This is a genomic window from bacterium, from assembly GCA_020444065.1.
In the GTDB taxonomy this organism is placed as follows: domain Bacteria; phylum Sumerlaeota; class Sumerlaeia; order SLMS01; family JAHLLQ01; genus JAHLLQ01.
This window is the reverse complement of sequence record JAHLLQ010000003.1, coordinates 744413-767257: the sequence shown is the minus strand read 5'-3', so window position 1 is coordinate 767257 and position 22845 is coordinate 744413. Positions and strand designations below refer to the sequence as shown.

14 protein-coding genes are annotated in these 22845 nt (G+C 58.8%); 12 read left to right on the top strand and 2 right to left on the bottom strand.

Annotated elements, in window-relative coordinates:
- Positions 1-18: 18 nt before the first annotated feature.
- The 5 genes from KQI84_10830 (at position 19) to KQI84_10810 (ending at position 13087) form a co-directional block, all read left to right on the top strand.
- Positions 19-3351 (top strand): O-antigen ligase family protein, encoded by a 3333-nt coding sequence (locus KQI84_10830; protein ID MCB2155371.1) that lies wholly within the window; start codon positions 19-21, stop codon positions 3349-3351.
- Positions 3348-3806 (top strand): hypothetical protein, encoded by a 459-nt coding sequence (locus KQI84_10825; GenBank protein MCB2155370.1) that lies wholly within the window; start codon positions 3348-3350, stop codon positions 3804-3806. Before KQI84_10830 ends, KQI84_10825 begins: the two co-directional genes overlap by 4 nt.
- On the top strand, positions 3803-5248 hold the full coding sequence (locus KQI84_10820; protein MCB2155369.1) for an O-antigen ligase family protein: 1446 nt from the start codon (positions 3803-3805) through the stop codon (positions 5246-5248). Before KQI84_10825 ends, KQI84_10820 begins: the two co-directional genes overlap by 4 nt.
- A 128-nt stretch (positions 5249-5376) precedes the next feature.
- Positions 5377-11682: a right-handed parallel beta-helix repeat-containing protein gene (locus KQI84_10815; GenBank protein MCB2155368.1), complete on the top strand. Its 6306-nt coding sequence runs from the start codon at positions 5377-5379 to the stop codon at positions 11680-11682.
- Positions 11683-11821: 139 nt separating this feature from the next.
- Complete coding sequence (locus KQI84_10810) at positions 11822-13087, top strand: APC family permease (GenBank protein ID MCB2155367.1); 1266 nt, start codon at positions 11822-11824, stop codon at positions 13085-13087.
- A 10-nt stretch (positions 13088-13097) separates the two neighbouring features.
- Here KQI84_10810 and KQI84_10805 read toward each other — a convergent pair whose 3' ends face one another.
- On the bottom strand, positions 13098-14654 hold the full coding sequence (locus KQI84_10805) for a hypothetical protein (protein ID MCB2155366.1): 1557 nt from the start codon (positions 14652-14654) through the stop codon (positions 13098-13100).
- A gap of 262 nt (positions 14655-14916) precedes the next feature.
- On the opposite strand from KQI84_10805, the gene KQI84_10800 reads away from it, so the two are divergent.
- The 4 genes from KQI84_10800 (at position 14917) to dusB (ending at position 19534) form a co-directional block, all read left to right on the top strand.
- A complete protein-coding gene (locus KQI84_10800; GenBank protein ID MCB2155365.1) occupies positions 14917-15249 on the top strand; it encodes a hypothetical protein in 333 nt (110 codons plus the stop codon).
- A gap of 58 nt (positions 15250-15307) precedes the next feature.
- Complete coding sequence (locus KQI84_10795; GenBank protein MCB2155364.1) at positions 15308-17128, top strand: hypothetical protein; 1821 nt, start codon at positions 15308-15310, stop codon at positions 17126-17128.
- A 197-nt stretch (positions 17129-17325) separates the two neighbouring features.
- Positions 17326-18315, top strand: coding sequence for an ornithine carbamoyltransferase (locus KQI84_10790; GenBank protein ID MCB2155363.1), 990 nt, complete (start codon positions 17326-17328; stop codon positions 18313-18315).
- A gap of 199 nt (positions 18316-18514) precedes the next feature.
- Positions 18515-19534: a tRNA dihydrouridine synthase DusB gene (dusB, locus tag KQI84_10785; protein ID MCB2155362.1), complete on the top strand. Its 1020-nt coding sequence runs from the start codon at positions 18515-18517 to the stop codon at positions 19532-19534.
- A 10-nt stretch (positions 19535-19544) separates the two neighbouring features.
- Here dusB and KQI84_10780 read toward each other — a convergent pair whose 3' ends face one another.
- Positions 19545-20399 carry a hypothetical protein gene (locus KQI84_10780; GenBank protein ID MCB2155361.1) on the bottom strand — a complete coding sequence of 285 codons (855 nt, stop codon included), beginning with the start codon at positions 20397-20399 and terminating at the stop codon, positions 19545-19547.
- Between the two features lie 377 nt (positions 20400-20776).
- Between KQI84_10780 and tpx the strand changes: the two genes are divergently transcribed.
- From tpx to KQI84_10765, 3 genes are all read left to right on the top strand, one after another.
- Positions 20777-21280, top strand: a complete 504-nt coding sequence (gene tpx / locus KQI84_10775) for a thiol peroxidase (protein ID MCB2155360.1) — start codon at positions 20777-20779, stop codon at positions 21278-21280.
- 33 nt (positions 21281-21313) lie between these two features.
- Positions 21314-22099, top strand: a complete 786-nt coding sequence (locus KQI84_10770) for an SDR family NAD(P)-dependent oxidoreductase (GenBank protein ID MCB2155359.1) — start codon at positions 21314-21316, stop codon at positions 22097-22099.
- Positions 22100-22286: 187 nt separating this feature from the next.
- A complete protein-coding gene (locus KQI84_10765; protein MCB2155358.1) occupies positions 22287-22757 on the top strand; it encodes an Rrf2 family transcriptional regulator in 471 nt (156 codons plus the stop codon).
- Positions 22758-22845: the final 88 nt, after the last annotated feature.

Here is a 22845-nt window from a genome sequence, read left to right as displayed (position 1 = left end):
CCCTGAATCGCGGATTCAATGGACGACAAGACCCGCATCCCCAGGTTCGATGAGAACGAAGCGCCTCCGCCGGCGCCGAGCACCGTCGCGCCGCGTCCGACTCGGGAGTCGCTCGAGCGGCCCGACCTCGTGTTGGAGGATGCGCGGAAACGCGATCGAAGAGCACGACCGATCGAAGCAAAGCTGGAGCGCCCGGAGCTTTCGCTGTCGCTGATGCTGCGCAAGTTCGCCGAGGTCGGCGTGATGGCATCGTTCCTGGCAGCCGTGCTCTCGTATCCACTGTTCCTGCCGCCACGAATCAACTTATGGCTGCTGAGTGCGCCGTCGGGCGATGGTTTCGCACAGATGGTCCATCGGGGAATCACGGCGATTTCGCTGGCCTTCCGACCGGCGATCACGGGTGAGCTCCCGGTCCTGGAATTGAAGTCGGCTGCGTGGCTGCTGACGGGGTTGCTGGTGATTGCTGCGTGGGGCGCGGCGCGACTCGCCGAGTGGCTGCTTCGGATCGATGTTCTGGCCCGTCATCCATCTCAACCTCTGCGCAGGGGCATGCACTGGCTGCGCTTCTTACCGCTGGCGGCCGGTGGTGGCTTCTTGCTTTGGACGCTGATCTCGATTCTTCCGATTGTGGGCTGGGCGCCGGAATTGCCCGCGGAGAGCGTCCTCGCCAACATCCCACAAATTCCGGACAAAACGTGGACGGGATTCGGAGGCGCGTACAACTCCGTCATCGCGTGGTTGCAAGTCGCTGCGGGAGTCGCGCTGTTCTTTGTGATACAGAATCTGATCCGAACGCGGCGATATGCCTTCAAACTGACCGGCCTGATCCTCGGCCTTGGAGTTATGGCAGCGACGACCAGCATTCTTCTGCATGTCGATTTTCCGATCCTCTCCGACATCTGGATCAGATGGGCGCCGGGTGAATTCCGCAACGACATGGGCGGCTTCATTGGCCACAACGTTGCCCTGTCGGCGTTCATGATCGCCCCGATGCTGATGTCTTGGACGTTGTTGCTGGTCTATCGCGGGCGATATTCAAAGGGCGTCGCTGCGGGGTTAATCGCCGGGATCGCGGTAATGGCATTGGCCGTTCTACTGGCACAAAGCCGCGGTGTGATTCCGATCCTCGGCGTCGCATTCATTGCGCTGATCGTTCTGTTGTGGCGTCAGGCCGCCGTGCGTCCGGGCATGGCCTTCTACATCCTGGTTCCGGTGGGCCTGCTGCTGTTGCTGCTGACTCAGACAATCAACCAGGAATGGAATCCACTCTACCGGCGCAATATTCCACTCTCCACGCGTATCGAGCACATCAGCGTCGAACATCTGAAGACGGAAACGCGGCTCCGAATCCTTGTGGCCTCGTTGCCTGTCGTGGCGAAGCATCCAATATTGGGTACGGGCTGGGGAACATTCCAGTACGTCTATCCGCAGGCCCAGGGAGAGTACTACCAGGCGCATCCTGACACAGACATCGCCCCCACGCCAAAGCGAACACAGCGCGCGCATGACGAGTATCTTCAAACGCTATTCGAATCGGGCGTTGTGGGATTGGGACTGGCCCTGACTGCAGTGATTTCTATTCTGCTCTTGGGTTGGCGCCTGATGGGGCGATCGCTGGGTCAACGCAACATCGCGATCCAGATTTCGATCGTCGTTTCACTGATTGCCCTGCTTGCGCATGGGCTCGTCGACTTCCCATTCCGGGTCGCTCCAATTGCGTCGACGGTTGTGATTCTGCTGGCAATTTGGGGAGTTTCCGATCGCTTGTGGCTGATCCGCATCCCCGAAATGTCCGAGCGGGAAATCGAAAACGACAAACAAACACTGGGCGTCGGTCCGCTGTCGATTGAGTCGGCTCCCAAACTCGATTCGGTTCCTGATCCAGGACCGCGAAAGAGAATGCGCATCGCGGCGATCGCCTGGCTGGTATCGGTCTTCGTCTTGGGCGGTTTGTTTGTGATTGCTGGAACGAAAGTCGGCGATTGGCTCTCTTCGGAAACGTATCTCATTCAATCCCAGCAGAAATATGCGAAGGCACGCATCCCCGGTGAGAACGAACCGGCACTGCTTCGCCTTGCCTGGCGCGATGTGCAGAATTCTCTGGCGCTGATGCCCCACAATGGGGGCTCGATGCTGGAAGCTGCGAAGCAATTGCATGCCAGCGCAAGTTCTGGGCTCCAGCATGCCGCGCGCATGCGCAACGAGGGCAAAACACAGGAAGCCGAGCAGGAGTTCCGCGGAGCCGTCAGCGATGCAAACCTGGGCCTTTCATATCTCGACAAGAGCCTCGGCGAGATACGCTTCCACTTCTCCTACAGCCTGCGCGCCGGTCTGCATCATTATCTCTTCTACTTCACATCCGGCAATAAGGCGGAGCAACTGGGGCAGACCATCCGGTATTACTCCAAAGCGGTCGAGATGAACCCGGGCGATGGAGATTCGATCGTTCGATTGCTCTCGATTCTGGAGAGTTCCAGCGGCGACCGCCTGTCCGATCAGAAAGTTCGGGAAGAGGAAGTTGCGAATCTACGAAAGCTGCTTATGCGCTGGCATCCGGGACTCTTCCAGGATAACGTCATCGCCAAAGTCGATGACATGCGATCGATTTTCGCCTTCAAGACGGCGCATGAACTCTCCGGTGAATTGCTGAAGCTGGATCCTCGCGATCCGCGACTGATTCTGGCGCGAACGCTGACCGCGTACGAAGTTCAAGACATGGATACGATCGAGAAGTACACGACGCAACTTGCGCGGGATATGCCGGAGACCGGCGGCGCCGCGCAGGCTCGCATCGCGATTCGAGAAGGCCAGATCGATCGTGCCTACCGGCTCATGCGCGGAACGATCGGCAAGGTCGAAACGCTCGGCGTGCCAACGCAAGTGCTGTACGATCTGATTCGACTGCATGTGGACTTCGGCGAAGACAACGAATCGGAACACAAGGCAGCCGAGGATAATCTGGCGCAACTGGTCAAAGATGAGCCGAACAACCTGACGTGGGTCGCAAACTTCCTGCTCTTCGATTTCGATCAGCCGCTGGATGCGCGAGATGCACTGGAGCGGCGGTTGGCAATCCCCGAGCCCGAGATTCAACCCCAAACGCGTTTGCTGATGGCGATGACGCTGATTGCGCAGCATCGCGATCGGCTCGGCGAGTTGCCGGAGAAGCTTGAGGACGTGCGAGAAGTCCCGTCGCCGGTTACCGATGTTGGAACGCGCCAGGATCTGCAGCAGGCCCTCCAGATCCTCACTCACACGCGAAACGATTTCTCCAGTCGCGAACAACGGATCGTGATGGATGCGCGTATTGCCCAAGTGCGCAACTGGCTCGGGCTGAAGGATGAGCAATGAGAGTCTTGCTCCTCGAATATCAGGCGAGTGATGAAGCTCTGCGCGCAGCGTTGCGTGAGGTCGCGGATTGGTTACTGATTGTGCGTCTTGAGCCTGGGCTCGGCGGTGTCTGGACGGAGTTCGAAGGCGAGCAACTGATCCACCGCATTGGTTTTCCCACGGAATCGAATCGTCTCTGGTTTCAGGTCATGCAGCCGCAAGAGGGCAAAGAAACATGCGCGAAGATGCATCTGGAGCGTATCGCGTTCTCGCAGAAGATTTCCGATGTTGTGACCAATGAGACGGTGGCGATTCCGGTTATTGCGCACGCATTGGCCGGACATGATCTGAAGTGCTGGTTTGCAGGACGCGACAGCGCACCGAGCGAATTCGCGGCGCTTGCGAAGGATCAACCGAGTGACTGGCAGAAGACCGTCGAGGCTCTGAAGGAGTCTCGCGCGGAGGCTTCCTCGTGAGTGCCGCCGAACTCCGATCGCTGCTGTTTGAGGACTCTCTGGAACGCCGTCAACTGAACGTGACGCTGTTCATCGCGTTCATCATTGCGGGCGTCTTCTTCTACCTCCTGGTTGCAATGAAGTTCATTCCCGACTTAGGCGCGCGCATGTTATTGGCCGCCGTGTGTGTCGCGATCATCTCGATCGCCGGCCCACGATGGACGTTCCCGCTCTACTTTGCCACATGGTTCAGCCAGGGCATTCCGGCTCCCGGTCTGCCAGTTACAATCAACAAGATGCTCGCGGGCGCGTTTCTCCTTTCATGGGTCGTCGCGTGGGGACGGAGACACTTCCGGGTCCCGCACACGCCTGTGATCATTCTTCTCGTCATCTACACAATCTATGCCGTGGCGTTTGGTCTGTATTTGAAGGTCCCTGAAGCTCCACCAGCGATCCAGCCGGCGATGTACATGCTGATGATGCTGGCGGTTTCGAGCTACTATCGAAAACGCCCAGAGTTCATGCAGATGCTGGGCATCTTGCTATTCATCACCGTCGCGATCAACTCGATCGGCTTGCTGGAGTTCATCCGCGGGTACGACCTGTTCGGCAGTCTGAGCGATCAGACGACCGAGGGCGAGTGGCTCCGGATTAACGGCATCTCCAAGAATGCCATTCAGTATGCTTTCATTACGGTGTGGATGATTCCCTGGGCGCTGTTTCTGCATATCGAGGCGAAGCGCAAAGCCGCGAAGGTCTTTGCCATGATTGGTTTGGTGCTGCTGCTGGCAATGGCATTGTTGACGTTCAATCGCCAGACACCGATTATCATTGCAGGAATGTTCATTCTGGGACTGCCGTTGATCCGCTATCGGTATCGGCCGGTGATTGCCGCCTTCCTGGTGATTGCAGCGACGGCCGTTGCGCCGCTGGTGATCGTGAAGCTCCTCGGCCGCCTTGAGAACATCGGTGGCGAGGGGAAGCCGGACGCCTCATTGGCGATCCGCTTGGACAAGTTCATTGCCGCCCGACATATGATCGCGGATCACCCGGTGTTCGGAATCGGCCTGACGAATTTCAAGGATGTGTGGCCGGACTACCGTGTTCCGGGAGAGATGTATATCATCCACTACGAGCGAGTATTCAAGCATCACGTCGATCTTGGGTATGTCCAGCTTTTGACAGAAACAGGCTTCGTCGGCTTCAGTTTCTTTCTACTGATCGTACTGTTTACGTTCAGATTATGGCGGAAAACCTTCGTGCAAGCGACGAAATTCCCAGACACGTTCCATCGGAATGCCCTCGCTGCGGCATTTATGGGATTCGTGCAATTGGGGATGTCGCTTTTCCTGCAGGACACGTTTTTCATTCCGCGAACATTCCTTCTTTTTGCCCTCCTGCTGGCCCTCGTCACCATGGTGGAGGATGAACGTCGGCGTTTATCTGTCAGCCGAACTGCTTGACACCCTGGCGGGATTGAGAGACAGAACAACAAACCGCGCAAAAAAAGAGGGACGCGGTTTGGGTTCTCGGACAGGGGAGTCGACATCGGGGCAGGCACCGGGACCGCTCGAAAGTCGGAGGGAATTCGATGAGTTGTTGTATTGTTCTGCCGCGTCGATTGTACGCGGTAGTTTTTCTGTTTATGGGCCTGGCTCTCCTCCCATGTGGCCGCGCTTCGGCCCAAACAATCACCACAGACACAACCTGGAAACTTGCCGATAGCCCCATCCAGTATGCTGGCTGGCTGACTGTCGAGTCGGGAGCGACTCTGACAATCGAGCCCGGAGTAGAGGTGCGCTTCGGCCCGATGGCTTCAGGCCTGGAGACGAACGTCGTCTTCAAGGACGGCGCGAAGCTTGATGCTCAGGGCACGGAAGGCGCACCTATCGTCTTCACGGCCGATACCGCAACAACGCCAACCGCCGGTTTCTGGGCGTACCTGAAGTTCGAGCCCGGATCGCAGGCGACGATTGATCACTGCAGCTTCCTATACGGCGGGCAATACGGTGCGGGAGCCCTGACGATCCAATCGGACCAGGTTACCGTCACCAACACGATTATTCGCGAGAGCAGCAATGCCGGTATCGAAATCGGTACGGCAACGGGCTCCCCAACGATAATGAATGTTGAAATCACAGACTGCGGCACAGCCGGCGTTCGCATCAAGGATGCCCCATGCGCGCCGACATTCGATGGGCTAACGGTCCGCCGTTGTCCCGAGGGGATTCGCCAGGAATCGCTCAACATGTCGCCGGTGTACTCGAACCTGACGTTTGAAGAGAACGATGCGGATGCCGTCGCATGTGGCGTAGGGAGTGTCTTGGATGTCGTGCAGGACGTGACGATTCAAGGCACCGTCCCCCTTTATAACTTCTTCGGCTGGGTTCGTGTTCAGAATGGCTATACGATGAAGATCGAGCCGGGGGTGACGATTGCGTGTGGTGCCTTGGGATCCGCAATGCAAACGAATTTCGAGGTCTACGGCGGCGGCGTGCTGAATGCGCAGGGCACCGCTGAGAAGCCGATTACAATCACTCATCTGTCTGATGATCCGCAGCCCGGCGGATGGGCGCACGTGTATTACTACCCCGGGTCTTCTGGTATCCTCGATCACTGCAATCTGACGTACGGTGGCCAGTGGAACAGCGGCACGCTTCGCATCGAATCCTCCGATGTCGAGGTGCTGAATTGTACGATTGAGAATTCTTCTCAACAGGGAATCATGATGCGCACGGCCGGCATCACACCGCGGATTGAGAATTGCACGCTCCGCAACAATGCGGGAGTCGCGATCTACCAGTCGACGATGGATATGAATCCGACGTATCGTGATCTCGTCGCAGAAGGGAATGAAGGCGATTACATCCATATCGACATTGGCGACTTGAACGGTCAAGTCGAGTGGAACGATGCCGGGATCCCCTATCTTCTGAGCGGCTGGGGCGAGTTGCAGAGCGGAGCCCGCCTCTACATAGGCCCAGGAGCAGAGATCTGGTTCGGCTCGCTGGGATACTCCCTGCAAGGGAACATCGAAATAGTATCCGGTGCAGAAATGATCATCGAGGGCGAGCCTCTCGATCCGGTGATCATCTCTCGGCGACAGGATCAACCAGACCCTGGCTCCTGGTCGCACCTGATGTACAAAGCAGGCTCGCGCGGTTCGATCACGAACTGCATTCTGGAGGGAGGCGGGCAGTATGGATGGGGAGCGCTGAACATAAGAAGCAGCGACGTCTCCGTCATGTACAGCAAAATCATCAATTACGGCAGTTGGGGCGTGCGGATTTACGAGAACGCCCGACCGACGTTCCGCTTCAACCAGATCTACAGCGATGTGTCCACGCTGGGCATGACCAACTCCACGCCCCAGACGCCAGTGAATGCGAAGACTTGCTGGTGGGGCGATGCGAGTGGCCCCTATCATGCCACGCGCAATCCGGGCGGTCTCGGCGAAGAGGTCAGCGATGGAATCGGCTTCGAACCGTGGGCGATCTCAATTACAGAAACTGAGAACCGAGAGGCAGACCCGATCCTTCTCGATACGCCGATTGCGGCTTCTATTCAACATCTCGGGCTGAATGACTATCGGCTCGATTTCACGAACGGCGATGCAACGAATGTGCTGGTACGGATGACCCCAGACGAATCCGGTGGTGAGTGGAAGTTGCTCGGCCTCATGGGCGGATTCCCGAACGGCACTTTGTTCGACTGGGAAGGTGCCGCGAAGGATGGGACCCTTGAGATTCCCATTCCCGATCCCGAGACCGGACCGTACTACTTCTCCGTCTACTACAGCGACGTCGATACAGAGACATCAACGACGTTCGAAATCGCATGCCTCTCGACGGATCGATACCTTTCGAGTCTCGCGGTCGGAACAGGCGGTAACGCCGGAACGATCACAGAGACCGTCAGCGGACTCGGCTTCGAGTCAGGCTGCGTGGTGCAACTGCAGGATCAATCCGGAACGACGATCAAGGAATTCACGCCTTCGTCGCTGTCGTCCTCAAAGATGATTGTCCCGATGGACTTGAACGGCCTGTCGACGCGCGTTGCGAATTTCGCAGTGGTCTGGCCGGACATGGAAGAGAAGGTGCTGGCCGACGCATTCGAAATCACCGAAGGGATCGGCGGCATCCTTGAGGCGAAGCTGATCGCCAATCCCGGGGTTCGTCCGAATCGCGAGTCGGTAATGTGGCTGGAGTACGAGAACACCGGCGATGCCGATATGGGTGCGCCGTACTTCATTCTGAAGAACACGTACAATACGAAGACGCGTCTGGCGCGCGATCTCCCTTACACCACAGACGATCTCCCGCTTCTCGGAGCGCGTATGGATGCTCCGGTGGGGACGCTTCCGCCCGGTTTCGTTGGTCGAGTGCCCATTTACTTCCTGCCCGAAGTGGGCGATTACCTGAGCTACGATCTGCAGGCCCACCCGATCGATTCGTCGACGATCGATTGGGAGGCCTGGAAGGCCAGCCTGCAACCGAACGAGATGGATGCGACCGCCTGGGATACCGCCTGGCCGATGGTGAAGGCCTCGCTTGGTGCGAACTGGGATACCTACTATTCGCGTTTGATCTACATCGCGGATCGCTTTGCCGCGCGCGGGCAGAATAACTCCGACGTAAATGCACTGATCGAGCATCACGTGCTCGACGTGACGGACTACTACCCAGTGGCAGCGATCTCGGGCTGGGTCGAAGACGCCGATACGGGCGCACCGCTGGCCGGCGCTCTGGTCAAGGCCATCGATGTTGGATCGGTCGAGGCGATGGTCGTCGCGACGGCAGATAAGGAAGGACACTTCCTGCTCGAGAATCTTGCCGACGCAACATACAGCATCCAACTGGATCTCAAGGTTCAAGACGAGCCGCCTCAAATCGATATCACAAACCAACAAGACGTGAACGGCCTGGCGCTGAAGGGCAAGAATGCGCCGCCACTCGATGATTCCGAAGAGGAACGTCCGCCGGACACGAACCCCGTATTTGTTTCGCGCGGAACGGACTCTCCGATTCTGATCTGGCAGCACGGCGCCATCACGATGGCTCGCACGTTCAGCGGGACCGAGACCTGGGGCGAGGCATTTCCGATGTCCCAAAGCGTATCCCAGTTTGCCGGCGCGTTCGGCGATGAGTTGCTCGGCACTGATACGTTCGGCTACATCGTTGCCTTCGAGGGCCTGAACGCATCGGAAGAGCGCACGATCTTCTGGTCGCTCGCACGGATCGGCGACAATGGGTTGGAATTCACAGAACCCGTCGCCGCGACGGATGCGACTCATGAAGATATTCAGCCGGCCGTCGTTCTCGATAAGAACGGCGTGCCCATGCTGGTGTGGCTGCAGCGCGACGATGCTCTGACCGACGATACGGACATGTACTACGCGCTACTGGATCCCGCCAATGCAGGCGCATGGCCCGCATCGCCGATACCTCCAAAGGTCGTCGATGTTCTGCGCGACGACACGGATTGCTTCGAGTTCACGATCGGCATGGGAACGTCGATTCCATTCGTCATGCAGCCGATCTTCGGCAAGTCGTACAAGATCAACTTCTTCGGTAATAAGTGCAACGGATCGCCTTCGTGCACCGGGTTCACTCAATCAATCTCCGGCGGTATGAATATCGGCTTCGGCGATATTCTGACCGGCAATGGCACCATCAGCGGAAGCGGAACTTATGGTCTCCGAAAGAACCCGTGCCGGTACGTGATTCGCAAAACGCAGCTCAGCGGATCTGCTGCACTGACGGGTGAGCTCGACCGACCGATTCCCGTCTTCGTGTGGCCGATTCCCTATCCGGTGGGAACATTCTATCCGAGCGTCCAACTCGGAGGATCGGGCGCAGTCAACTTGATCTGGGAAGGCAACGCCGGTGCGATGCCGAATCTTGGCAACATTACTTTCTCGCCCAACGGTGGCGGCGGCGGAGCCTTCTACGCGGCCGGCACGAAAGACAACGGCGGACTCGTCGGAGGCAAGGCCACCATCAACATCTCCGGAAACATCGTCTACGACTTCGTGAAGGGCTGGAACTGGGGCGGCTTCTGCGTGAAGATGATCGGCGAAGCTGTATTCCTGTACGGCCACGGCAAGCGCCAGATCACGAGCTCGTGGGGCAAGGGATGCGGCGGCAAGGACTTCGAGCCGGGCTTCCGCACAATTGTAACCGACAAGAAGATCACGCGCATTTCACGCTACTACAGAGAGGACATCCCGGTCGAAACGATCGTCGAAGATACGATCGATCCCTTCACTGGAACCGGCAACACTTACGAGGGCGATACGGTTCTCGCGGATGTCAGTGCCGATCTCTACAACGATGGCAAGCCATGCGTCATCCGGACGCCCGACGGCGAGACGGTGGCTGTCTGGAGAAAGATGACGGGCGACTACGCCACCGCACTGGGCGGCGAAATTGTAACCGCTTCGTGGGACGGCGCCGCGTGGAGTGCCCCGACAACGATCTCAAGCGGCGTGAACTTCGTTGGCGATCCGGTCGTTGCCAGCGACAACGGCAACAACCTGCTCGTCGTCTGGCCTGAGGCCTCCTCTGCCGGGCTGGATGAGAACTCGCCAATCCTGGATGTTCTCAATGCGACAGAGCAGACAAAGCTGACCTATGTGCGCCGTGTCAGCGGAACCTGGGAAACGCCCGCGCTCATCTCGCCCGCGCCTTCCGGAGTTCATACAGCGCCTTCGCTTTGCTCCTGGGGCAGCTCATGGATCGAACTTGTCTTCCTGAATCAGGAGAACGATGAATCCCACGTCTATGCGATGGGGTGGAGCGGTTCGACATGGCAATCGATGTCGCGAATCAGCTACGCCCATCATTGCGAGCCACCCACGATCGCGCGCATTTACTACGGCTATGAGGTTGTCTGGGCTCAGGATGGAGATGACGATCCGCAGACCGAAGGCGATCAGCTTCTCTACTGCGCTCGCAGCGGCGACGCCGTGTCCTGGTATGCGCCGGTCGCAGTTCCGCTTGTCCCCGTCGAGGAAACGACATCGGCGAAACGTACCGAGAAGGATCTTCTGTCCTTCCTGAAGAAGGGCCAGCGCTCGATCCCGGCCGTTCCAGATGGGTGTTGCGGACCGAAGTGTCCGCCCAAGTGCCCGCCGACCCCGCGCCCGACTCCGGTGCCGACGCCGACGCCGTACAATGGCGCCTTCATCGGGATCTTCCGTCCGCGCGATCCGAACGAGAAGGTTGGTACCGATGGTTGGGGCGGACACAATATCGTCTCGCCGGACCAGGAGTTGACGTACACGATTTACTTCGAAAACGTCAGCGATGCCACGGCGCCGGCGCAGGAAGTGTTCGTCACGGACGATCTGGATCCGAATCTCGACTGGTCGACGTTCCAGATCAGCGAAGTCGCCTGGGGCGATCAGACTGTTGCACCCTCGGGCGATGGGCATTCGATGAACGAACGCGCAATCATCACCGATTACCGCGCGGACGACTCCACAATGTGGTGGGTGGACATCGAAGGCAGCGTCGATCCGGCGACGGGTCGTGCGTCGTTCGCATTCCATACGCTGGACCCCGAGACGGGTGAACTGCCGATGGATGTTCTGGCGGGCTTCCTGCCTCCGAACGACGAGACGGGTCGCGGCGAAGGTCACATCACGTTCCGCATCTCTCCGAAGTCCGGCCTGGCCGACGACTTGTCCGTGCGCATCACGAACGTTGCTAAGATCGTCTTCGATACGGAGAAGACTATCGAGACAAACGAGGTGTTCCACACGCTCGGTGACGCCGCGACTGCAAAGGCAAACGTCATTTCGGTGATTGTTGGCCTGACGCAGATCATCGACGATCTGACAATCTACGACATGAACGACGACACAGTGATCGACGCCGGCGACATGGCGCCGTAATCGCAGCGAACCGACAATCTGTCACACCGACCCGGGAAGGAGACTCTCTCCTTCCCGGGTTTTCCTTTGGAGAGAGTGGCATTCCGACTTCGCACGATGCTTGCATGCTCCCTTCGTGAGACAACCAGAGGGACCCATTATGCCTCATTCGAAGGCCAAGCTGACATTCAACCAGACATGGTCCATGGCCGTTGGTGGCATGGTCGGAGGCGGGATATTCTCTACGCTGGGCGTTGTCATTGCAATTGCCGGTTCGTGGACTTGGTTGAGCTTCATCGCGGCGGGCCTCGTCGCGTTGGTAGCCGGATACAGCTACGAACGACTGGCCGCCAAGTACGGCGAGGGCGGCGGTGCGTTCACGTTCCTGCGAGAGATCAACGCCAAGGGCTTTGCCGGCAGCCTGTCGTGGGTGTTGATCATTGGTTACGTTCTCACCAACGCCGTTTATGCCTTCACGTTCGGACAATATCTCGGACACGTGTTTGGTCTGGAACAATGGTTCGCACGCGCTGCGGCCGTGGGAATCATGGCGGTCTTCATCGGTTTGAATCTGCGCGGCGTTGGCGAAGCGGGCGGCGTGGAAGTCTTCCTTGTCTGGTTCAAACTCGCAGTACTGGTCGGACTCGCCGGATGGGGAATCGCCCAGTGGGATCCGCCGATGTTATCGCGCGGTGTGCCGGATTCAGGATTGGGAAGCGCGCTCTTCGGCGCAGCGTCCGTCTTCATGGCATACGAGGGCTTCCAACTTCTGACCTACGACTACGAGGATATCGATTCGCCAAAGAAGACGCTGCCGCGGGCGGTTTTGTCTGGGATCATCGTCGTCATTGCGGTCTACGTATTAGTCGCCCTCGGCGTCACGATGCTGATCGGTGCCGATCAGGTGGTGGAACACGAAGAGGTTGCGCTTTCAATCGCAGGCAAGGCGGCATTCGGTACGGCGGGCTTGATCCTTGTCACAATTGGAGCCGCGTTCTCCACGGGGTCGGCGATCAACTCGACATTGTTTGCGACGGCGAGGTTGACCCACAAGGTCGCCGAGGATGGCGAGTTACCCGCGATCTTTGAACACCGCAACAGCAACGGGATTCCGGATCGCGCCGTTCTCAGTCTCGGCATTCTTGCGGCCGTACTGGCAGCCCTCGGATCACTGACCACGTTGGTGGAAGCCGCCAGTCTGGCGTTCCTGTTCACATTCGCGGTCGTTTGCGGTCTCGCGTTTCACGAGCGCGCCGGCCGGCGTGTCTTCACGGGCTTTGGTGCGATCGCCGGCACGGCTGCAGCCCTGGCATTAATCTATCGACTCGCCCGAACGGACCTTCTGGCGCTCGCCTTCCTTGTCGTACTTGTTGTGGTCGCCGTGTTCGGACGGAAGCTCCTGCTGCGCCACGTTCAAACAGACTAGGCACCTCTGGTCACATCAACACATTAGTCATGTCGCCGGTGTCCACGGCGCTGTCGCTGTTCAGATCGTAAGTCGTTGTGCAAGGAATGATGCCAAGGATCGCATCGCGAATCGACTCTGCCTTTTGAGGCTTGAACTCATCCGATCCGAGCGCCGTTTCCGCCTGGAAGTAAATCAGTTGGAAATCCCGCGGGGCGTCCTGATCGTAAGGGTATGTGTTGCTGTGATGGATGTGCTCCATTCCGAAGGCGTGAACGGTTTTTCCGCTTGGAGAGACGGCAACAGTGTGTCCCTTGAACATGTTCAGGGGATTAGAGCTGACGGACTGGCCGTCCTGGCTGAAGAGCTTCGTGATCCGCCACGTTCCGCCATCGTCCCGATAGGCATAGCGCAACTGGCCCGGCTCGGTATCGTTGCAATTGATCTCCGGCATGTCCTCGATGCAGTGCCAGTGCCACGAGCTGAGGTCCGCAAAGACGACGTGCGGGCGATTGGTGCCGTCGATCCAGATATCGGGGTACATCCCGGAGTAGTCCGTTCCGTCGCCGCCATTATAGTTGTCGGAGTGCGTGACGATGGTCTCCTTCGCCCACGAGTTCGTTCCCGTTCGGCGATAGTAGACGAGCCGCATCGATTGCATCGAGCCTGTCGTTGCATGCGTGGTGTAAGTTCCGAGGACGTGTGGCGTGTTATTGCTGTCGACGGCGATGCAGCCATCCCACGCCGGCTTGTTGTCGACGTTCGGGCCTTGCTCGACGACTTCGGAGTACCAGGAGGACCCGTTGAAGACAGCCCAGTTCAAACGCTCCCTGGGGAGGTTATTCGGATCGCCCCAAGGTTCGCTGCTCGAAAACGCAAGCACCGGTTCGCCGTTGTGATTCACGATAATCGTGAAAACCGTATCGAGCGTGAACTCGCCATTGGTCAGCGCCGAGCGGTAATCTCCCAAGTTCCGAATCTCCCAGGAGTAAGAGTCCCATGCGCTCGCCTGGAACAGTTCGTACGGCGAACTGCTCGTCTGGCGTGCCGTGAAGAAGACGTGGACCTTGCCGTCGAGCCCATGGATGGCTGCCATGAGACTGCCGAACCGATCGGGCGGGCCTCCATAGATCGGCGTCAGGTCGAAATCCAGTTCCTGCTCCGACCAAACCCCGTTGATTCGCCACATCTGGTACCAGGTACTCCCCTGCTCCACGAAAACGTGCGGGTAATTCGCGTTATCGTAGGCCAGCATTGGGTAGTCGACCGAGGACGTGCTGAACTGCTTCACGGGGGTCATCACCCAATTGCCCCAAACGTCAATCTCGTGCATCAGGACCTCGACCTTGGTGCCGGTCCAGACGTTCTTCTGCACGATGCCGACGGTGCCATTCGGCGCGTAGCTCATTTTGCCGTGATGGTGTTGCCCCCACCAGGAATCGTTGATCGGCATCGTGGTGCCGTTTTCGGAATCCAGCGACTGTTGGCGAACCAGCGTCGCGTACTGCGCCGATGCCGGCATGACCGCCGCCAGTGCTAGGATCAACGCAGCCCCAAACAGGAATCCTCTACGAGTCGAACCCATCATCCATCCTCCTCTCGGCGGCTTCCCCAACCGGCCGATGTGTGCTGTATGTTTTGATGGCATCTTGAGCATCCGAACCATGGAGGGCAAGGTTTTCGTCATTGGGCAGACATTCCAGAATCGCCTTATGCCCTGTTCGTTATACTGAACGCCTTCGATTGACATCCTCGGTGATCCCTGAGAAAAGTGGCGCCATAGAACTAATCGCGCCAAACATCTTCCCAGTATAAGCATAAATGCATGCTGGGCAAGGAGGTGAGGTCTTATGTTCTCTGCAAAGGGGATGGGTTTTTCTGTACCTACGAGTGGCCGAAGAACCCGGCTGATTGCTGTCTTTGCTGCCTTGCTGCTGGCCAGCGCGGTCCTGGCGGCAATGCGAGCCAGTTCCAACTACTCTGTCGCAGTCGATGATGTCACGACGGGAGGAGGAGCCGCACTCTCATTGAACTACGAAGAGGCAGATTCGGCCGTTGGACAATCCTGCGTGATGGGAACGTCCGCGAGTGCGAACTTCGTGGATCATTCGGGCGTCGTCCAGCCAACTGCGGCGGCGGGGCCATCCGCCGTAAACGATTGGAGAATCCTGGATCAGGAGTAATTTGCGGGCGGACACCCTGAACCCTCTGACTTCCAGCTATGGAGCGGGAGATTTGAACATGAAATGGAATCTTTCAAAGTCGCTGAGTGGAGCACTTGTTGTCCTCCTGCTCGGCGCTCAGATTGCCTTCGCGGCGCCCGGCCTCTTGAACTACCAGGGCCGTCTTGCAGACGCCACGACAGGCGATCCGATTACTTCGACGGTGAATGTGACCTTCACATTCTGGGATGCTGACGTTGACGGCAACCAGCTCGGAAGCTCGTTCAGCGATACGGATGCCGTGACGCCGGATTCGGACGGCATTTATGCAACGCTGATTGGCGACGATCCGGCAAACCTCGTTCCGGCATCGATTTTCGAGAACGACAGTGTGTGGTTGAACGTCAACGTCGGCGGCGAGGACCTGGTGCCGCGCAAGCGCATCACCTCCGTGGGGTTTGCCGTTCAGGCCGCATCGGCCGATACAGCCGCCACAGCGGACTACTCGACCGAAGCGGGCAGCGTCACAAAAATCATTCGCGACTTCGTGGTCGCGACGGGCGAATCAGTCACGGCGGGTGATGTCGTGGCCATGATAAATGAAAAAGTCAAACCGTTCAATGCCGTAGAACCAAGTCCCGTCTACGAGTTCAATGCTGGGGCGACCACTTACGTAACCGCTGCGAAATTGACGGATTCAAGGTTCGTTGTCGCGTACACGGACAATTCCAATTCGAGCTATGGGACAGCATTCATTGGAGAGATTTCAGGGACCGAGATTTCCTGGGGAACCCCGAACGTCTTCAATGCCGGGACTACCGGATACAATTCGATCGGCGTGCTGGCAGAAGACAAGATCGTTATCGCCTATCAGGATGGAAGCGCCGGTGGAATTGGCAACTTCATCGTCGGCACGATCAGTGGGACAACGTTCAGTTGGGGTTCGGAAGATACATTCAATGCGACGATGGAAGATACCAACAACGTTGCCGTTCTGACGAGTTCGACCATCGTTTTGGCGTACCGAGAGCTCAATCCCTCGACAGTTGGGCGCGCGTGCGTCGGCTCGGTATCTGGGACGTCGGTCTCCTGGGGAGCCGAATACGCGATTCGAGGCGATCGAACCGATGACATCAAGGCTGTGCCGTTGGATACGTCGCGGTTCATGACAATCTACTTCTCCACAACGACTGGACAAGGGCACGGTCGAATCGGTACTGTATCGGGGGGATCAATTTCATGGGGAACCGAATCGACTCTCGAGAGCAGTACGATTAACGATACGGCCCTGGTGTTCATCGATACGGACAAGGTCGTAGCCGCCTACAGAGATACGACGGCATCCTCCTACGGAGCTTCAAAAGTGGGAACGGTTTCCGGGACAACGATTTCCTGGGGTGCGAAGTCGTACTTCAATCTGACGACATCATCCCAGATATCCCTCGCCAGTTGGTCCCCAACTCAAATCGCCGCCGCGTATCGTTTCGAAGGCACGGCGGGAAGTTGCATCGCTGGCACAGTGAGTGGAACCACCATCACGTGGGATTCGAACCAGGACTTCAACTCCGGCGACCTTTACCACATAACCGCTCTTCCGATGGTTATGGATGGATGGTTGCTACTGACCTATCGGGATGTTGCATCCGGAAACCACGGGTTCTTGAGGCTCTTCATCCCCGGCGGCGAGTCGGCGGATGAGATGCTGGGCATTGCCGATGCCAGCGCCGGGTCCGACGAAACGGTCCCGGTGATTCTTCAGGGCGTCTCCGACCACCATTCCGGCCTCAGCGTTTTCTCCACCTACTACGGAGGCGGAAACGGCGGCCTGACCGCTGCAGATAATGGAGCGACGGTCGGCCGTGCTGTTTCGGATACAGACCTGCTGCTGACGATTCACTGATCTTCTCCGGCAAGAAGAACAACGCACGCGACGCGGTGAAGTGCTCCAATCGGAGCCTCCGCCGCGTCGCTGCTTTGGACCCCGGAACAAAAAGGGCTTGAACCGACGCCGGGATTCCGCATCATAGCCGGTTTTGCCCCAATCGCGGCTCCTCACCGCCGGGCATGGCATACTCCAGCAAGGACAGATGGTACACGATGCAGACACAACTTCGCGGAAAAGACTTCATTTGCACGCAGGACTGGACGGTCGACGAACTGAACACGGCTCTCGACGTGGCAGTGGACCTGAAGCGCAAATTCGCCCTCGGCGAGCCCACCCCGTACCTGTCGTACAAGACGCTCTACATGCTTTTCTTCTTCGCCTCGACGCGCACCCGTAACTCCTTTGAGACGGGCATTACGCAGCTCGGCGGCCACGGCATTTTCCTGGATCCCAGCAAGACCCAGATCAGCCACGGCGAAAACGCCAAGGACACGGGCACAATCCTGAGCCGCTATGGTGACGGTATCGCGATCCGCCAGTGCGACTGGATGGAAGGCAACCAGTACGTCAATGATATGGCCAAGTACTCCACGGTGCCGGTCATCAACATGCAGTGCGACCAGTACCACCCCTGCCAGATCATGGCGGACTACATGACGATCCGCGAGAAGTTCGGCCGCAACACGAAGGGCCTGAAGATCGGCGTCGCCTGGACCAGCGCCCCCAACTACGTGCGCCCCATCAGCGTCCCGCAGTCGTTGATCCTGATGATGCCGCGCTTCGGCATGGACGTGACCCTGGCGATTCCGCCCGAGTTCAAGCTGATGCCGGAAGTCATGAAGCAGGCCGAGGAAAACGCGAAGGTGTCCGGCGCCAAGTTCGAAGTCACCGACGATTTCGACGCCGCCTTCCAGGATGCCCACGTCGTCATCCCGAAGAGCTGGGGCCCGCTGCTGACCACGACCGACAAGGCCGAAGGCCTGAAGCTGATCGAGAAGTACCCGAGCTGGCGCTGCGAGAAGAAGCACATGGACCTGTGTGACAAGGACGGCGTCTACATGCACCCGCTTCCCGCTGACCGCGGCCGCGAAGTGACCGACGAGGTCATCGATGGCCCGCGCTCGGTCGTCTACGACGAGGCCGAAAACCGCCTGCACGTCCAGAAGGCCATCATGGCCCTGACCATGGGTGGCCGGCCCTGATCATTGCCGACGGGGCTTGCCGGCCAGGAGGCCGGCGCTCCCAGGCGATCCATGACGGCAATCAAACTCGGCGGGGGGCCAATGGGCTCCCCGCCGCTCTTTTGTCTCGCCGCTTGCGCTTGCATTGGCGGGGGGCGGTATGGAGACTGCCGCGCAAATCGGACGCGCTCTGTCCGAAAGACTGGAAAGCAGGGCCCGCATGACGACGAACGACCTTCTGGTTCCGCCACTTCGCATCCGCGATCTGGAATTCCACCCGCCGGTACTGCCCGCGCCGATGTGCGGGATCAGCGATCACGCCTGGCGCCAACTGAGCCGCGAGCAGGGTTGCCCTCTGGTCTTCACGCAGATGATCAGCAGCGAGGCGATGACCCGCGGCGGGGATTGGAAGTGCTGGAAGCTGCTCGATTTCGAACCGGCCGAGGCGCCGATCTGCGTGCAGATCTTCGGCTCGGACCCGGAGAACCTGGCCGAGACGGCTCGCCTGGTGCAGGAGCGCGGCGCCACGATCGTGGACCTGAACATGGGCTGCCCGGCCAAGAAGGTGGTCAGCAGCAACGGAGGGTCTGCCTTGATGCGCCAGCCTGAGCTCGTGCGGGAGATCTTCCGCGCCATGCGGGCGGCGCTGACGGTGCCGTTCACAGTCAAGTTCCGGGCCGGGTTCGACAAGTACGGCGAGGAGGCCTTCGCAGTCGCGCACATGGCGGAGGAAGAAGGTCTGGATGCAATCTGCGTCCATGCCCGGACCCGCACGCAGATGTTCAAGGGCAAGGCCGATTGGTCAATCCTGAGCGAACTAAAGAGGCGCGTTTCACTGCCAGTAATCGGCAACGGCGACGTCAAGACGGCCGACGATGCGGAGCGGATGATCCGCGAAACCGGCGTGGATGGCGTGATGATCGGCCGAGGCGGAATGGGCAATCCATGGCTCTTCGGCCAGGTCTGCGCGCGGCTCTCCGGCAAGCCCGCTCCTCCACCTCCAACGGCTTACGAGCGCCTCGACATCGTCGCCCGCCACGCTACGATCATGGTTGAGCGCAAAGGTCTCCATGGCCTGGTCGAGTTCCGCAAGCACGCCGTGCAGTACCTGCGCGGCTTCCACGAGGCCAAGGCGCTGAAGAATCGCCTCGTTCAACTGCACGATCTCGACGAGTTTCTGGCCGCGATCGAGGATCACAAGGCGCTTCTGGCCGAATGGGACGCGACGGCGCCCGAGTAGTGTCTGCTTCTCAGGGCGATGTCATTCCAAACTTCAACAACGCCTCAAACTGATCATCATCCATGGCCGACGCGCAGGCGATTCCTTTGCTGCCTCCGGTGAAGTCGGCAGACAAAGGTCCCGATCTTACTGGCAGATCGAAACGGGTGAGCGCCGCATTGTAGGGCGGCAATTCCGTGGCGCATAATGCAAGTCCGGATGCCTCGAGCAGCTTCCCGAATTCGGCGGAACTGCAAGTCGAGCGCAAGACGCCCGTCGCCAGAATCTCCCGGCTGTAGAGACTTCCCGCTTTCAGAAACTGGTATCGGACAATCGGCGGTAAAGAGGACTCGTAGAGTCCGTCCCGCTGCCGTTTCGCCTCTTGGACGATCACTTCGATTGATGGCAGGCATTCGTCCAGTTCCAGACTTCCCGCCAAGAGAACCAACGATAGAATCTTGTATCGATACCCGAGGATGGGTGGATCTTCGCCCTCGTGCTGCTCGATCACAAAGCCGATCGGCAGTGGCTCACGATCCGGATTCTCCACATAAGAGCGCTGAATGCCTTCTATCTCCCGCCGCTCCAGTTCGCGGTATGACTGGAGCGCGGTCTCCAATTCGGCGTTGATCGCGGCGGCCGCCTCGGATTTGGGCAGTTCCGCCATTTCATGGAGGAGCTTGCAGAACCGTCGGTTGCTGTAGATGGTCGCTAAGGTCCAATCGTTTTCGTCGGAGGGAACTGGAATGTACTGGGTAGGTGAAATGCCCCCCATGTCCACACCGGCTCCCGGCCAGAAGAACATGTTCACATCGGAGAGATTTTCGAGGCTCTCCTGTGTCGATTCGCCATCAAGCTCGTCAATCTGGGCTTGGATTCTGGCCATCAGTGGAGATCGAGCTGCCTGCGGGGGATCCTGAGATGAAGATACGGAGGCCAATGTGCAGACAGCCAGGATCGCGGCAGACAGGCACCGGGCAACATGAAGTGCGCTCTTCCTCATAGCAGTCTCCTCACTGGTCGGTTTTTCACCGGTTCATCTCTCGGGGCAATCGGAAACTGCTTCGTGAATTGAGGTACGCTCGATCTTTGGTTATTCGAGGCTCGTGCAGCTTGATCGACTTGACGTTATCGTGCCATTTAAGACGAAATTGGCACGCCTTTAGTTTGGCATGTTCCAAGCACGGACTGACTGAAACCTGGCCGGGGCGGTTTTCTTCGCTCACCGCCGGGGAGGAATCTTCTACTCCTGGAGTTTGAAACATGCCTGATACTGTCAATTTCAAAGGAAATCCGCTGCACCTCGAGGGCACAGAGGTGAAGTTGGGCGAGAAAGCACCGGATTTCACCGCACGCAAGAGCCTGGCGGAGGACGTCAGCCTGAGCGCTCTGGCTGCCGGCAAGACTGCCATTATTTCGTCCATTCCATCGATCGACACCGGCGTTTGCGACATGCAGACGCGCCGTTTCAACGACGAAGCCTCGAAGCTGGGCGACGACGTGGTGATTATCACGGTCTCCTGTGACCTGCCGCCCGCCCAGGCGCGCTGGTGCGGCGCCGCTGGCGTCGAGAATCTCGTCATGCTGTCCGACTACATGCACCACGACTTTGGTGCGCGCTACGGCCTGAAGATCAAGGAACTGGGCGTGAACTCGCGCGCGGTCTTTGTGGTTGCCGCCGATGGCACCTTGAAGCACGTGGAATACGTTGGCGAAGTGACCGAACATCCGAACTACGAGGCCGCCTTGGCCGCCGCGAAGGGCTGAATAAGAGCCTGAATCCCAAGGAGTTATGAGAGCATGAGCAACGAAACGACGGGAGAGAGCAAGAGCCGGGCGGCGGAGCCGAAGAACCGGCTGGACGGCAAGGTGGTCCTGATTACGGGCGCCAGTCGAGGCATCGGTCGCGCGCTGGCTCACGCCTGTGCCGCGGAAGGCGCCCGCCTGGCGATCTGCGCCCGCAACAAGACCGACCTGAAGGCCGTGGCTGCCGAGGTCGAATCCCTGGGCGCGCATTGCCTAGCCGTGAAAGTCGACTTGGCGGACCAGGATGCGGCGACCAAGCTCGTCGATTCCGTCCACCGCACCTACGGCAAGATCGATGTGCTGATCAACAACGCCGGCGTGCTGGGCCCTCGCGAAACGATCATGGAATACCCGGATGCCGATTGGGCCGAGGTTATCGACATCAATCTGAACGGCACGTTCTGGGTGACAAAGCAGACCCTGGGCAAGATGGTGCCGCAGGAATCCGGCTCGATCATCAACCTATCCTCCGGCGTCGGGCGCAAAGGACGGGCGAACTGGGGTGCGTATGCCGTCTCCAAGTTCGCCGTCGAGGGCCTGACCGAGGTTCTGGCCGATGAAATGAAGCCCCATCGCATTCGCGTGAACAGCGTGAATCCCGGAGCGACCCGGACGCAGATGCGTGCCGCGGCCAAGCCGGGTGAGGACCCGAACACGTTGCCTGCTCCGGCGGATATCACGAACGTCTTCGTGTATTTGGCAAGCGACGCCAGCCGCGGCGTGACGGGCGAGAAGTTCGATGCCCAGTCCAAGGACTGGATGGACCGGGAAGACTTCTAAGTCTAACCACAAGAACCATTCATCTGCAGAGCCCCGGGAGCGATCCCGGGGCTTCTTCTTTGGTCGAAGGGATTCCGAAGTACAAACGACTTTCCGCAAATGGCATATAGTGGCTCTTGACAAACGGCAAAACAGGATATCCAATATCTCAAATTGCGGATTACAATGGAGAGGGAGTTCTTAAGAGATGATCACTCGGACATCCGAAATCGCCATCAAGGCGCTGGTGTTCCTGGCCTTGCACGGCCAACAGGGGCCGATCACGCCCCACGAGATCGCGGAGAAGATGGGCTGTTCGCCATCGTACCTGGGAAAGACGATGGGGCAGCTTGTCAAGGCCGGCATCCTGACCTCGCAGCGTGGCCCGCAGGGCGGGATGACGCTGGCGGTGCCGCCGGAGAAGATCAACCTGCTGATGGTTGTGGAGGCCTGTCAGGGATTGTTGATCGGCGCGTACTGCAAGTCGATCGGGGATGAACTGGCCGGCCCCGTGTGCGCCTACCACCGGGCGATGTGGGATGTCCGCCAGGCGACGGTCGAGGCCCTGAGGCGCTGGACGCTGAAGCACCTTTCGGAGTGCCCGCTTCCCACGGGGGCGCTGGCCGGGAATGAAGACTGCCGTATGGTCTTCCTGGCGGAAGAAGCTCCCCAGCCCTGATTCCAAGAATTGAAGCGCTCCAGAATCAGCGTCCCCGAATTTCGTTGCATCCGTTGCGACGGGGCGCTTTTCCTGGGTGCTAATAGAG